This is a genomic window from Methylobacterium sp. R2-1 (assembly GCF_014191355.1).
In the GTDB taxonomy this organism is placed as follows: Bacteria; Pseudomonadota; Alphaproteobacteria; order Rhizobiales; family Beijerinckiaceae; genus Methylobacterium.
Map to the genome: position 1 here is coordinate 1 of NZ_JACHWM010000018.1, position 13,947 is coordinate 13,947.

The 13,947-nt window shown below is 67.5% G+C and carries 10 protein-coding genes; 2 read left to right on the plus strand and 8 right to left on the minus strand.

The genetic code is table 11. The annotated features are described in order from the left end of the window. Positions 1–218: 218 nt before the first annotated feature. From FHU13_RS22510 to FHU13_RS22530, 5 genes are all read right to left on the minus strand, one after another. Entirely contained in the window at positions 219–3,575 is a 3,357-nt protein-coding gene (locus tag FHU13_RS22510; protein ID WP_183438083.1) for a helicase-related protein, read from the minus strand. Between the two features lie 365 nt (positions 3,576–3,940). Beyond that, positions 3,941–4,693, minus strand: a complete 753-nt coding sequence (locus FHU13_RS22515) for a TerC family protein (RefSeq protein ID WP_183438085.1) — start codon at positions 4,691–4,693, stop codon at positions 3,941–3,943. Positions 4,694–4,932: 239 nt separating this feature from the next. After that, the gene (locus tag FHU13_RS22520) at positions 4,933–5,904 is read right to left on the minus strand and encodes a tripartite tricarboxylate transporter substrate-binding protein (RefSeq protein ID WP_183438086.1); all 972 of its coding nucleotides are present in this window, start codon (positions 5,902–5,904) and stop codon (positions 4,933–4,935) included. A 67-nt stretch (positions 5,905–5,971) separates the two neighbouring features. Beyond that, on the minus strand, positions 5,972–7,477 hold the full coding sequence (locus FHU13_RS22525; protein WP_183438088.1) for a tripartite tricarboxylate transporter permease: 1,506 nt from the start codon (positions 7,475–7,477) through the stop codon (positions 5,972–5,974). A gap of 16 nt (positions 7,478–7,493) precedes the next feature. Beyond that, positions 7,494–8,159 carry a tripartite tricarboxylate transporter TctB family protein gene (locus tag FHU13_RS22530; RefSeq protein ID WP_183438089.1) on the minus strand — a complete coding sequence of 222 codons (666 nt, stop codon included), beginning with the start codon at positions 8,157–8,159 and terminating at the stop codon, positions 7,494–7,496. A gap of 454 nt (positions 8,160–8,613) precedes the next feature. Between FHU13_RS22530 and FHU13_RS22535 the strand changes: the two genes are divergently transcribed. Further along, complete coding sequence (locus FHU13_RS22535) at positions 8,614–8,865, plus strand: hypothetical protein (protein WP_183438091.1); 252 nt, start codon at positions 8,614–8,616, stop codon at positions 8,863–8,865. 139 nt (positions 8,866–9,004) lie between these two features. Here the strand turns inward: FHU13_RS22535 and FHU13_RS22540 are convergent, their stop codons facing one another. Beyond that, entirely contained in the window at positions 9,005–9,472 is a 468-nt protein-coding gene (locus tag FHU13_RS22540) for a 5' nucleotidase, NT5C type (RefSeq protein ID WP_183438092.1), read from the minus strand. A 262-nt stretch (positions 9,473–9,734) separates the two neighbouring features. Here FHU13_RS22540 and FHU13_RS22545 point away from each other — a divergent pair, with 262 nt between their 5' ends. Next, a complete protein-coding gene (locus tag FHU13_RS22545; protein WP_183438093.1) occupies positions 9,735–10,379 on the plus strand; it encodes a 2,3-bisphosphoglycerate-dependent phosphoglycerate mutase in 645 nt (214 codons plus the stop codon). A 214-nt stretch (positions 10,380–10,593) separates the two neighbouring features. Here the strand turns inward: FHU13_RS22545 and FHU13_RS22550 are convergent, their stop codons facing one another. Continuing rightward, the gene (locus FHU13_RS22550) at positions 10,594–11,595 is read right to left on the minus strand and encodes a phosphoribosylaminoimidazolesuccinocarboxamide synthase (RefSeq protein WP_183438095.1); all 1,002 of its coding nucleotides are present in this window, start codon (positions 11,593–11,595) and stop codon (positions 10,594–10,596) included. Between the two features lie 1,714 nt (positions 11,596–13,309). Continuing rightward, positions 13,310–13,933 carry a DUF938 domain-containing protein gene (locus FHU13_RS22555; RefSeq protein ID WP_246714797.1) on the minus strand — a complete coding sequence of 208 codons (624 nt, stop codon included), beginning with the start codon at positions 13,931–13,933 and terminating at the stop codon, positions 13,310–13,312. Between the last annotated feature and the right edge of the window lie 14 nt (positions 13,934–13,947).

Consider the following 13,947-nt stretch of genomic DNA (forward strand, 5'->3'; position numbering starts at 1 on the left):
AACCCCTTCACCGCGCGCCGCGCCAAGGACGGATTCTACGGCGGCTTCACCCTCGTCGTTCCGCTCGGAACCCTCCTCGGACTCGCACCGGGCTAAGAGGCGGTTCCTCGCTCGACCCTCCCGGTCGCCTGACCGGGAGGGTCTTCTTCGTTTTGATGCCTTTCAGGATCTATTCGGTCGACCTGTTCGGACGTCCGTCACGGTCCTCATCGAGGCACTCAAGTACGCCTGTCGCAAACCTCTTCGAGGCGGCGCAGGAAGACCGCGGCCTGCCGTCCGCGCTCGATCGCGTCCTCACCGCCCCGGCGCAGCACGATGCGCCCGTCGCGCACGGTGATCTCATCGGAGACCGGAAGCACCGGCGTCGGCCTGTCCGGGTGGAAATCGGCGGCGATGCCCTGCGGACCGCCGCTGAGACGGACGATGCCGAGGGTGAGGCATCCGGTGCGCAGGCGCGCGAGGGTGAACAACGCCTCCACCGCCTCCGGTGGCGGCCCGAAACGATCCTCGACCTCGTCGCGCAGGGCGTCGATCTCGGCCTCGTCGCGCAGGCGCAGCAGGCGGGTGTAGAGGCTGAGACGGATCTCGGGCTCGGGGATGTAGTCGGCGGGTACGCGGCCGTTCAAGCCGATCCGCACCTCCGGGCTCCAATCCTCGGCCGCTTCGCCCTTGGCCGCGCGCAGGGCCAGTTGCAGCAGGTGCTGGTAGAGGCCGAGGCCGACGAGCTTGACGTGACCGGATTGATCGTCGCCGACGAGATCGCCCGCCCCGCGCAGATCGAGATCGCGAGCGGAGATGGCGAAGCCCGCGCCCAGCCGATCGAGCGCCTCCAGCGTGCGCAGCCGCTTCTCCGTCGAGGCGCTGAGCGGCTTCTCGGGATGGCCGAACAGGTACACCACCCCGCGCCGCTGCCCGCGCCCGACCCGGCCGCGCAACTGGTGCAACTGCGCGAGACCGAACCGCTCCGCATCCCAGATCAGCATCGTGTTGGCGCGCGGCACGTCGAGCCCGCTCTCGATGATGCTGGTGGCGAGCAGGACATCGCCCTCGCCGTCGGCGAAGCGGACCATCGCGTCATCCATCTCGGCCGGCTTCATGTCGCCGTGCGCCGTCACGACATCGAGCGTCGGCACGAGCGCGCTCAGGCGCTTGGCCATCGGTGCGATGTCCTCGATGCGTGGGCAGACCACGAAGCTCTGGCCGCCACGGCGATGCTCGCGCCGCAGGGCGGCGGCCAGTGTCGCCTCTTCGAACGGGGCGGTCACCGTGCGGATCGGTTGGCGCACCGCCGGAGGCGTGGCGATTACGCTCAGGCTCTGCAGGCCGACCATCGCCGCCTGGAGCGTGCGCGGGATCGGCGTCGCGCTCAAGGTCAGGATGTGGGCGTCGCCCGCCGCCTTGCGCAGGCTTGCCTTGGTCTTCGCCCCGAAGCGCTGCTCCTCGTCGATGATGGCAAGCCCCAGATCATGGAACGCTACACCGCGCCCGGCGAGCGCCTGGGTGCCGACCACGAGGCGCACGCTGCCCTCGGCGAGGCCCTGCTTCACCCGCTTGGCCTCGACGGGAGACACAAGGCGCGACAGGTGCGCCACCTCGATGCCGAAACGGGCAAACCGCCGCCGGAATGTCTCGACATGCTGGCGCACCAGCACCGTGGTCGGCGCCATCACGGCGACCTGACGGCCGGCGAAGACCGCCGCCGCCGCGGCGCGCAGGGCCACCTCCGTCTTGCCGAAGCCGACATCGCCGCAGACTAGACGGTCCATCGGTGCCTCGCTGGCGAGATCGGCCAGGGTCTCCTCCACCGCCCGGGATTGATCGCCGGTGAGCGGATAGCCGAAGCCGGCCGCGAACCGCTCCATCTCGCGCTCCGGCGGCACGATCAGCGGCGCGTGCGCCTTGCGGCGCTCCTGCGCGGCCTTCAGCATCGCCCGTGCCGCCTTGGCGAGCGTCGCCTCCGCCTCCAGGCGGCGCCGGCCCCAGGTGCCCCCGTCGAGCCGGTCGAGGGTCACGGCCTCGGCTTCCGAACCGTAGCGCCAGATCCGGTCGGCCTGGCTCACCGGCACCATGAGGATGGCCTCGTCGGCGAACCGCAGACGCAAGGCATCTTCCTCGTCTTCCTCGCCAGCGCGGATCGCTTCCAACCCCTCGAATACGCACAGGCCGTGATCGCGATCGATCGCAACATCGCCCACTCGCAGCTCGACCTCGCCGATCGGCAGCACGGCGGCCCGCCGCTGCGTCCCCGCGGCCAGATGCCCGAACAAATCCGCGGCGGCGATCACCGTTGCGCCGGCCTCCGGCACGCGGAACCCCGCCTCGATAGGCGCCTCGATCGCCAGCATCGCGCCGGGCTCCGCCGCCTCGGCCTCGGCCCAGCCATCGATCAGGCGCACGGTCCGCTCATCGACGGCGGCGGCCGCCCGCACGAGGCGGCGGAGCGGCGCCTTGGGACCGGCGAGCACGACGCGCTCACCGGCCTTGAGGGCCGCGCGCACGACTTTGGCGAAGGCCGCCTCGGGCCGGCGCTCCCGAGAGAAGACAGGCCCGGCCACCCGCTCCGCTGCGGCTCCGGTCGCGGCCGCGAGGTGGCGGGGCTCGATCAGCGCCTCCCACGCCTCGCGCGCGAGATAGAGATCCGGCTCCCGGCAAGGTTGGCGGCACGGCTGGGATCCCGGCCCGCTTCCGGCGGAGGATGACAAGTCCTCCGCCTCGCGCCCCTCGACGATCTGCTCGAAAAACGCGGCGGTGCGCTCCTCCACGCCGGCCTCTACGACGAGGCGTGCCTCGGGCACGTAGTCGAGAACCGTCACGAGCGACGGGTAGAAGCGTGCCAGACGGTGCTCCTGGCCGGTGAAGGGGTCCAGGGAAACGCCCGAATCCGGGTCCAAGATGATCTCGGTAGCGGGATCGATCACCAGCCGCTCGGCCTCGACCCGCGAGCGCTGCGACACCGGATCGTAGGAGCGAATCGCCGTGATGCGGGCGCCGTCGTGCTCGACCCGGCAGGGGAGCGGCGCGGCCGCCGGGAATACGTCGATGGTCCGCCCCCGGACCGCCACCTCGCCGGGCTCGTCAACGCGATCGTCGAGGATGTAGCCGAGCCGTGCCAGCTGTGCCGTCAAATGCTCCGGATCGAGCGGATCGCCGACGCGCAGCTCGACATGGGCGTCGGCCCACGTCTCCGGCGGGGGCACGCGCTGCAGGAGCGCGGGGGCGGTGGTGAGCATGATGTCGGGTTGCGCCTGGCGGTCGGTCAGCCAGCGCAGCACACCGGTGCGCGCGCCCATGATCCCGCGCGAGGGCGAGGCGCGATCGTAGGGCAGGCAATCCCATTCGGGATAGACCGCCACGGTCCGCTCCGGTGCGAACGCCCGCAGAGCCGCGGCAATCTCATCGAGGCGGCGCCCGTCGCGGGCCACGTGGATCAGCGGTCGCGTATCCTGCGCGAGGCCGAGCAGGGCGACCGCCAGGGCACCCGTCGGGATCAGCGGAGCGACACCCGCGTCTTGGTTCGCATCCTGATCGTCTCGGGGCTTCGCGGTCGTGTGCGTCGCGGTCCTGGGCTTTGCCATCTCTGTTCCGTCGAGCGACTTCCGGGGTCGGCTCCCGGGAACGCCGCACGGGCCGCCGGCGGTTCCTCCGCGAGGACGCGATCGCCCGCTTTCCCCAAACTTCGCTGGGGACCGCTGGGCACGAGGATGGGAGGACGGCACGGCCGCGCCTTCGGCCCTTACGATCTCGGCACGCTCTCGCGACACCATCGCGCCCGCAGCTGAGTTCGGCCCTCACGAGCCCCGGTCGGCACCCATGGTTCAGCCGGATCGGCCCACGCCTCTGATCACGTGGGCTGTAACGCGCAACTGCGACGGATCACTCGCCGCGAGCGTGCCCGTCATGCGCTCCTCTCTACAAGTGCCGCGACCACCCGGCCAAAGCCTCAGCGGCCGAGGACGTCGGCTTCCGCCGTGCCCACGGCCTCGGCCTGCTCGCCCGCGACGGCCCTGTCAGACTTTCGCTTGAGAAGGGCACCGATGCCGACGACGAGAGCGGCGCCGAAAGCGCCCGCCGCGGAATGCAGCGTGGGCTGCAGGACGGTGGGCAACGCCTCGATCCCGTGCTGCTGCACCAGCCGATCGGTGATGATCATCTCGCCCGCCACCCAGCCGAGAAGCCCGCCGCCGAACCAGATCAGGATCGGGAACCGGTCGATCAGACGGGTGATCAGGGTCGCGCCGACCACGAGGAGCGGGACGGAGAGAGCGAGGCCGATGATGAAGAGTTCGTCGTGCCCCTTGGCGGCTCCCGCCACGGCGACGACGTTGTCGAAGCTCATGACGGCATCGGCCACGGCGATGGTCCAGATCGCCTTGGGAAGGCTGGATTGCTCCTTGATGGCGCTCTCGTCCTCCTCCTCGCCTCGCACCAGCTTTACGGCGATGTGCAGCAGGATGAGCCCGCCAACGACTTTCAGCAGCGGCACCGCGAGAAGCTGCGAGATGATGAGGGCGAAGACGATCCGCAGAAGCGCCGCGACCAGGGCACCGGCATAGACCCCGATCCGCCGCTGCCGCTCGGGCAGGCCGCGGCAGGCCAGGGCAATGACCACGGCGTTGTCACCCGACAGGATGATGTCGATCCAGACGATCTGGAGAAGGGACAGCAGGAAGGAGGAGCTGAGATAGGAATCCACGATCGCACGCTTTCGCTGCCCCAGCCCGTCGCAGCCGCGACGCGAACGGCAGGCGTTCGCACCGCGATCTCAGAGGACAATGAGGATGTTCGGTGAGCCCTGTCGCGTCTCCCGGTGGGAGCGCCGGCTCGATGTGCTTCTCCGGCGAAGGGACGCCGGATCGCTGCAGGTCACGCAGCGGCGTTAACCGAGAGCCGGTCCCGATGGCAACCTGCCCGGGCCCGGCCCTCGAACGAGCGTCAGGGATTGGCGTCGACGGCGGATCTGAGAACGGGCGTCCAGCGGGCGACCTCGCTCTCGACGAGCTTCTGCAACGCGTCGGGTCCGGCCTCGGCCTCCTTCGGCACTGTACCGCCGAGTTCCAGGATGCGCTTCTTCGCGCTCGGATCCTTGAGCGCGGTATCGAGGGCGGCCACGAGCTTGGCCCGGACATCGGCTGGCAGCCCCTTCGGCGCGAAGACGGCATTCCAGGCGCTGACCTCGTACTCGGGCAGACCCGCCTCCTTCGTGGTCGGCACATCGGGCAGGCTCGGGGAGCGCTCGGGCGTGGCGATCGCGTAGGCCTTGATCGTGCCGCCGGTGATCTGCGGGGCGACATTGACGATCTGGTCGGTCATGAAGTCGACCTGCCCCGCCACCAAGTCGTTCAGCGCCGGCCCGGTGCCGCGATAGACGACGAGCGTCGGCTTGGCGCCGACGAGCGAGTCGAACAACACGCCGGTCGAGTGCGAGACGGAGCCGACGCCCGCATGCGCTTGGTTCATCGAGGCGCCGCCGGTCTTGAGCGCCTCGATGAAGCCCTTGAGGTTCTCGGCCGGCAGGGATTTCTTGGCGACGATGACGATCGGCGTGCCGGCGGCGAGCCCGATCGGATCGAAGCTCTTGGCCGGATCGTATTTCAGGCCCTTGAACAGGGCCGGCGCCGCGCCGTGCGTGCCCATATGGCCCATCATGATGGTGTAGCCGTCGGGTGAGGCCTGTGAGGCCCGGGTGATCCCGGTCGTGCCACCGGCGCCGGTGACGTTCTCGATGACGACCTGCTGGCCCAGCGCGCGTGACATCGGCTCGGCGACGATGCGCGCGACGACGTCGGTCGGGCCGCCGGCCGCGAAGGGCACCACCATGGTGATCGGGCGCTGGGGGTAGGTGTCGGCCGCCGCTCCGAAGGCGGCGAGCACCGACAGGAGACTGATTGCGAGAGCCGTTCTCATGGGTTCCTCATCCCTTCCTGATCTTGTCTTGTCTCAAAAATCTTCGAGCCCTACGGTCTTCCGCCGCTCAGGCTTCCGTGAAGACTTCGTCGCGGCTTCGTCGCAGCGACGGCAGCAGCGCCAGCGCCAGAATGGTAAAGGCGACGAGGAACAGCAGCGCGCTGACCGGACGCTCCAGGAAGACCATCGCGTCGCCGCGCGACAGGGTGAGCGCGCGGCGCAGGTATTCCTCCATCAGCTTGCCCAGCACGAAGCCCAGCAGGAGCGGCGCGGGCTCGAAGCCGAACTTGATCAGCGCGTAGCCGAACACCCCGAAGGCCGCGATGAGCATCACGTCGGTCGGCAGGGAATTGATCGAGTAGATACCGATCGAGCAGAACATCAGGATCGCGGGGAACATCAGCCTGTAGGGCACCTTCAGGAGGCGCACCCAGATGCCGACCAGCGGCAGGTTGATGACGAGCAACATCAGGTTGCCGATCCACATCGAGGCGATCATGCCCCAGAACAGGTTGGGGTTCTTGGTCATCACGCCGGGCCCCGGAACGATGCCGTGGATGGTCATCGCGCCGACCATCAGCGCCATCACGGCATTGGGCGGGATGCCGAGGGTGAGGAGCGGGATGAAGGCCGTCTGCGCGCCCGCATTGTTGGCGCTCTCCGGACCGGCGACGCCTTCGATGGCGCCGCGGCCGAAGCGGCTCGGGTCGCGGGCGAGGCGCTTCTCGACGGTGTAGGCCGCAAACGGGCCGAGGACGGCGCCGTTGCCGGGCAGGATTCCGAGCGAGGCCCCGATCGCGGTGCCGCGCAGGGTCGCGGGCATCGCCTGCCGCAGATCCGCCAGACCCGGCAGCAGGCGGCCGATCCGCGCCCGCGCGATGTCCCGCGTCTCGGTCTGGTCGAGGTTGCGCAGGATCTCGGCCACCCCGAACAGGCCCATGGCCAGCACGGAGAAGTCGACGCCGTCGGTCAGGAAGGTGAAGCCGAAGGTCATCCGCTCCTCGCCGGTCTCGAGGTCGGTGCCGATGCAGGCGAACAGGATGCCGACCAGGATCATGGCCACCGCCTTGAGCACGGAGCCGTGGGCGAGGACGACAGCGAAGGCCAGCCCCATGACCATCAGAGCGAAGTATTCCGCCGGCCCGAAGATCAGCGCGAGGCGGGTGAGCGGCGCACCCAAAGCCGCGATCAGCAGAGTGGCGACGGTGCCGGCGAAGAACGAGGCGATTGCGGCGGTGCCGAGCGCGATACCGGCCCGGCCCTGCCGCGCCATCTGATGCCCGTCGAGGGTGGTGACGACCGAGGTCGCCTCCCCCGGGATGTTGACGAGGATCGCGGTGGTCGAGCCGCCATATTGCGCCCCGTAATAGATACCCGCGAGCATGATCAGCGCGCCCACCGGATCGAGGCCGAAGGTGATCGGCAGGAGCATGGCGATCGTGGCGATCGGACCGACGCCGGGCAGCACGCCGATCAGCGTGCCGACGAGGCAGCCGAGGAAGCAGAGCAGCAGGTTCTGCAGACTCAGCGCGACGGCGAAGCCGAGACCGAGATTAGAGAGAAGATCCGGCACGGGGTTGCGCTTCCGATCAGGCGGTCATCGAGTGCCGGGCGACATCGGTCCCGCCCCGCCGGGCAGACCGGCGCTGCAGGAGCAGCAGCCCCAGTCCCGTCAGGGCGAGTGCACCCGCCATCAGCCGCAGGAGCACTCGCGAGGGAATTTTTCCGCTCGCCGCCTCGACCAGGGCGGTGGGAAAGAGCGGGATCGGCAGGTTGAGCAGATCTCCGAACAGCAGCATGCACCCGGCCGTGAGGAGCAGCGCCAGGATCAGTAGCTCACGGAACCGCGCTTCGGGGCTCGCATAGCCTGCGAGGATGACCGCGAGGGGGCCGGCGACGATCAGTCCGAGGCCGGGCGTGGTGATGGGGCCGAGGGCGGTGGGCCGGATCGTCGCTGCGAAGGCGAGAATGGCCAGGACGACGACGACCGGGCCGCGCAGGCCGACCGTCTGAAGCCCCGCGCCCCCGCGGACGAAGCCCGTCGCGGCCAGCACGACCCCGCAGATGGCCACGCCGATCGCGACCCAATGCGGCAGCATGCCGGGCCCCATCGCTCCGAGGGTACCTCGCGGCAGATCGCCCGCAGCCCAGACGCCGAACACGCCGAGCAGGACGAGGCCGAGGCCGGCCGCCACGTTCTGCGACAGGCGCGGAATCGCACGGTCCGCCCTAACGCCACTCGACCGGTCCCTCATCGTCCCCTCTCAACGGGCATGCCCGCACCGGTATTCCGGTGTGCGCGGCACAGCGGGAACGACCGGACCCTCCCCCGAGGAACTTTGTCCGGAGCCTATGCTGCGAAACGAAGCCTCGGCAAGACCTCACGCTCTCGAAACACTCTTCTCCCAGATCGTCTGCTGTCGACAACAGAGTCGGCGGCTCCGACGCCGGGAGCGCTCTTGGCTGACGTGGGTGCCGGCCCCGCACCAAGGCGTGCATCAAAACAGTCAAAATCGCAGGCTGGACAATAGGCCGGAATCGCCCCGGAGTGCCACGTCGCGAAGGTTGTTCGGTTGGCGGCAGGATCTGAGCCGCAACTCAGACGAACGCTCGAGCCGGAGCGACGGCGCGACCCGACGCATGAACCCTTTTCTGTGGTTGCGCGTTTGTCCACCCGGTTCAACAGCATAAAGGAAGGGGAGAACGTCCATGCGCAAGATCCTGGTTGTGACGGCCGCCCTCGGATCACTGATGATCCTCGATGTTCCGAGCTTCGCGCAGGGGATCCGCATTGGTCCCGGCGGCGTGGAAGTTGATGATGGCCGCGGTTACCGCGAAGAACGCGATGATCGCCGCTACCGCCGCATGTGCCGAGAACTCCGCGACCGCTGCGAGAACAAGGACATGTATGGCGAGGAAGGTCAGGGCAACTGCCGGCGCTACCGCCGCATGTGCGGCTGAACGCGTCGAGGCCTGCTGATTGCCGAGCGCCGTATCCGACCTGATTGAATCGGGTCGGATACGGCTTTGGCCAAGCCAGACAGACATGCGCGCCAAACTCGATGCAGCAGGCACGTTCAAAACACCCTGACGGTCGCGATCAGATGAACCCGTGCGCGCGCAGGGCCTGAATCGACGAAGCAGCGTCCCGATGATGGATGAAGACGCCGCCGGCCTCCTCCCAGCGATGCCTGTGCGTGGTCCAGTCATCGACGAGCGCGTCGCCCGGACGGCAATGCTCGCGCTTTAGCGCGGCGGTCGTCGCGATCATCGGAACGCCGGGAAAGTGGCTCTCAGCCCAGCGCCGCTTTTGCGGCTCGGCCCAGTTCCCCCGCGGCAAACCGGTGAGGATGATGGGGCGGCAGGCGCTGACGGCCTCATAGAGCTCCCGTGCATCCGGCAATAGGTCGAGCTCCGCGAAGAAGTCGGGCTCCGCTGCCAGCCGGCTCCAGAACGGCTTCAGACCGAATTGGCGTTGGAAGGCCTCCGGTGACATGCCGAGCACGCGTGTGGCTCCACGATCGAAGTCGGCCAACACTCCATCACAGTCGAGAAACACCGTCGGCATCGCTGCGTCACACCATCCATTGTCTTGCGTCGCGCACCCGCGCGAGGACCGACGGATAACGCGTATCGACGGCTTCGGCTCGCAGCGGCAGCAGAAGGCCGCGGTTCCCATCCCGGCGCGTCGGTCAAGGCTCGAAGCGCCCCACCCCTGGCATCGTCACCGCCGCGGCCAAGCGTCGGCAGGAGCGGGTACCGACACCCTCGCGGGATATTGTTGCGAGCGTGTTCGTAACGCGATAGCTCGCCCCTGCGAGCGGATGGACATGGAACGCCACAAACACACTCTCGTGCTCGTGCGGCACGGCCAGAGCGAGGACAATGAGCGGGAGCTCTTTTCCGGATTGCGAGATCCAGCCCTCACACCTCGCGGTGTCAGGGAAGCTAGCGCGGCCGGCGCCACACTCAGGACGCTCGGATATCGGTTCGACGATGTGTTCACGAGCCGGCTCCAGCGTGCTCAGCACACCCTCGCGCTGATCCTCGATGCATTGGGCCAATCCGATTTGCCCGTGCATGCGGATGCGGCTCTGAACGAACGGGACTACGGAGCCCTTGCTGGCTTGAACAAGACGGAAGCGCGCGCTCGGTTCGGAGTTGATCAGGTCCGCACTTGGCGGAAGTCCTACGATGCGGTGCCGCCCGGCGGCGAGAGCTTGGCGATGACAGGGGCTCGCCTCTGGCCGTTTTTCGAGAGCGCCATTGCCCCCCGTGTTCGAAGCGGCGGGTGCGTGCTCGTCGTCGCCCATGGAAACTCGCTGCGATCGCTGCTCATGCGCCTCGACTGCATCGAACCTCGGCACATCGAAGATGTGAATATCGGCACGGCCGAGATCCTCGTCTACCGCAGCGACGCGGCGTCTCGAACGTTCACCCGGGCGGCGGCGATCGCAACGACTCCGCGCGCTTGATCGGCCGTCGAAACTCGGCTCATGGGGAAACAGCCACGAAGTCTGCGCGCTCGTTCAGCGTGGTGATGGCGACGCTCCGTCCGGCCTGCATCCTGTTCGCTGCATCTCCGGCAACGCTTTCACGGGCGCCGGTCGCGCTTGGTACCGGCCTGCCAGCGCCCTGATCTCCGCGCTACCCTTGCGCGCGAAGTGTCGCACGCAAGGGTAGCAAGGCTCAGATCGGCTCTTTCGGCGTATCGCCACGCAGGTACGTTTCGAGATTGCGTTGGATGCGCGCGAGCGGAACCTCGGCCGGATCGGGCAGGACGAAGGTCTCCTGCGTGATGGTCTCGTAGGCGCGGATGTAGACGGCCGCGGCCCCGAGCACGACATCGGGCGGGATTTCCGGAATCGGATCACGATAGGGGTCGCAGCGCGCCACGACCCAGTTGCGGACATAGTCCTTGTCGAAGCTCTCGGGCGCCGTTCCGGCCGCGAGCCGATCAGGGTAGCTTTCCGCGAACCAGTAGCGGCTGCTGTCCGGGGTATGGATCTCGTCGGCGAGCACGATCCGTCCGTCAGGGTCGGTCCCGAACTCGTACTTCGTGTCGGCGAGGATGAGGCCGCGCTCGGCGGCCAGGGCTTGGCCGCGAGCAAAAAGCGCCAGCGCCATCTCGGAGACGGTCTGCCATTGCCGCGCGGTGAGCAAACCCTGTTCAAGGATCGCCGCCTCGCTGAGCGGTTCGTCGTGTCCTCCGTCCGCGGCCTTTGTCGTCGGCGTGATGACCGCCTCCGCCAGACGCTCGTTTGCGCGCAGACCATCGGGAAAGCGATGACCGTACATCTCGCGCTCCCCTCGCTGATAGCGGGTGAGGATCGAGGTGGAGGTCGTCCCCGCAAGGTAGCCTCGCACCACGATCTCGACCGGCAGAATGTCGAGGCGGCGTCCGACGACGACATTGGGGTCCGGATAGGCGAGCACGTGGTTTGGACAGATGTCGGCGGTCCGCTCGAACCAGTAGCGCGCGGTTTGCGTCAGCACCTGCCCCTTGAAGGGAATGGCGGCGAGCGGGCGATCGAACGCACTGATCCGATCGGTGGTGATCAGGATCCGGCGGCCATCGGCCAGATCGTAGTTGTCGCGAACCTTACCCCGGTAACGGCTGGGCAGCCCGACGATCTCCGCCTCGTCCAGAACGTGATGCGCGTACTGCGCGAGGGAGCTTGCGTCCTTCATTCGTCTCACCCGCTCGTTTCAGGAAGGAAGGTCAAGCAAGCCTCGTAGCAGGGAACTACCCCGTCCGCCTCTCTCGATCGCGCCCGCATTCCGAGACGGACGGAAAGGGTTTCGAGGCCGACCATTCGTACGTCGTGGCCGGAGTTGGAGCCACGCCCAATTCCGGTGGATCGGGTCACGTTTCAGGTCCTGTTTGAGACAGGACCTTTGTTTCGGCGCGCCTTCCGACGTCGAATCAGCATACATTCGTCCGAACCAGCAAAAAGCGCCCTCACATCTGCTCGGGCCCTCAGGAAACCTCAGATCATTCTGCGCCCGAGGAATATGCCCCAAATTATATCGGTACCAGCTCGATCTTACGCGCACTCACCGCTATCGAGCGACGACCATTGCGAGAAATCGAAGCCGCTTCACCATCCTATTTCTGGCCATAGACTTGCAGCGAGTTGATCGTCCTGTTTGAGGCAGGATCCCAACGGCGGCGCCTCAGGGTCTGCGGACACATTGCCGGCGCTTGAGCGGCCCCTCCACCGCTCCCTGGCGGGCCTGACACGACTCGAACGTGTGACCTTTGCCTGAGGAGGTCTGCGCTAGCATCCCTTTGAGCGAACAGCACACTCGATCGCCCTGCACAGCGCCGTTACGTCGGCCGCCCAGTTGGGCTGCTCACGAGCCACGGTCAGCACCCGTAGCTCAGCCGGATAGAGCGTTGCCCTCCGAAGGTGGAGGACCCGGCTCTCCAGCCCACTAAGTGCCTCCTGCAACATCAGAAACTTAGCTCGCGGCCCTCGGAGATCCGAGGGCCGCGAGCGTTGCACGGCGCAATTGGGCCACATCCGCGAGCGGCCGGGAGGTGGGACCAAGAACCCGATCTCGGCACTCTGAAGGCGGATGCGATCAGGCTGTTCTCGTGCGGCGCAGATCAGACCGAGCCGTTTGCCATGCTCGGATTGAGAGAGAGCGAAGTCCTAGAAAATCTGCCTTCCCGGCAGGGGAGTGCCTTCTGAGCTCACGAGCTTCGCCGAGCCATCCTCGGCGCACGGATGGCATCTCATCGCACTAGCGAAGCTGCGCGCTGCGCGAGCTGCCACCGGATCAAGTTTGGAGCACCTTGAGTATCAGAATGGGCGACCCCATCCACGCAAGATCAGCGATGCTCCGTCTTCCGGTCAGCTCCCGAAACGGGGCTCCCCGCAAGGCTTGTTCGGATGAACGCCCGCTTCCAAAGCCCGGACACGCCCCCAGGCGATGTGCACGCGCAGGCGAGTGACGTGTAAGATCGCTTCCCAGCTCTGAGGTCTGGCTGCTTCCGGCCTCATCGTCTCCAGACGCCGAACTTCCTCTACGAGGGCGTCCCACTGCTGCCGTTGCTTCTCTAAAACGGAATCCATGCTCGATCTCGCAGAAGTTCAAGAAGCGTCACGTGGCTCATCGTGCCGGGGTGGCGCCGTCGCATCCACCTTATGCAAGGGAACTCAGCGGAGGGTAACACTCAGCGCACTCCGCCGCCCACCAATCCCGCGGCAGGGCATTCATTTCACTCCGTTCGGATGCTGCTCAGCCTACCCCCAGCAACGTGCCGCAGGCGTCGACGACGCGGTGGTCCTAGGCACTGAGCTGGAGACAGCTCGTCGCATTGGCGGAGCCAAGCATTGCCGGAACTGCAACAGGATCAGGTGCAGAGCACTCCGAGCCAGAGACGTACTACGAAGGTTCAAGCCCCGGCCTTCCTCAAGACCACGCTGAGGTTGTTGGCTGGCATGGGGATCTGGCTGGCGAGGTGCAGGCCGTGCTCGGCCGCGACGGCGAGGACCGCCTCGAAGTCGCGCACGCCCCACTCCGGATCGCGGGCCCGCAGGTCTTCATCGAACTGCGTGTTGCTCGCAGCCGTATGCGCGCCGCCGATCCGGAAGGGGCCGTAGAGATAGAGAGGCCCGCGATCCGGAAGCAGGCGGCCGGCGCCCGCGATAAGTCCCACGGTCGCCGTCCAGGGCGCGACGTGGATCATGTTGATGCACACGATCGCGTCGGCTCGCGTCACGGGCCAAGCCTGTGCTCGAGCATCGAGCTCGACCGGAGTGAGGAGATTTGGCAGGCCGGCGCTGCGGGCATGCGCGGCGATGCTCCCGAGCGCTCTGCGGTCTGGGTCGCTCGGCTGCCATCGCAGGTCCGGCAGGCCAGCTGCGAAACGCACCGCGTGCTCGCCCGATCCGCTCGCCACCTCAAGGACCTGGCCGCCACGCGGCAGGACGTCCCGTAGGACATCGAGAATGACCGCCCCGTTGCGGGCCGCGGCTGGCGCGACCAGGGCCTCGTCAGTGGCGTTCTCACCGCTCAAGATGCATCTCCCGC

Bases quoted from the DNA above. Each gene is read 5' to 3' on its own strand.
- FHU13_RS22510 (WP_183438083.1), bottom strand. From the start codon at position 3,575: ATGGCAAAGCCCAGGACCGCGACGCACACGACCGCGAAGCCCCGAGAC.
- FHU13_RS22520 (WP_183438086.1), bottom strand. From the start codon at position 5,904: ATGAGAACGGCTCTCGCAATCAGTCTCCTGTCGGTGCTCGCCGCCTTC.
- FHU13_RS22530 (WP_183438089.1), bottom strand. From the start codon at position 8,159: ATGAGGGACCGGTCGAGTGGCGTTAGGGCGGACCGTGCGATTCCGCGC.
- FHU13_RS22535 (WP_183438091.1), top strand. From the start codon at position 8,614: ATGCGCAAGATCCTGGTTGTGACGGCCGCCCTCGGATCACTGATGATC.
- FHU13_RS22540 (WP_183438092.1), bottom strand. From the start codon at position 9,472: ATGCCGACGGTGTTTCTCGACTGTGATGGAGTGTTGGCCGACTTCGAT.
- FHU13_RS22545 (WP_183438093.1), top strand. From the start codon at position 9,735: ATGGAACGCCACAAACACACTCTCGTGCTCGTGCGGCACGGCCAGAGC.
- FHU13_RS22550 (WP_183438095.1), bottom strand. From the start codon at position 11,595: ATGAAGGACGCAAGCTCCCTCGCGCAGTACGCGCATCACGTTCTGGAC.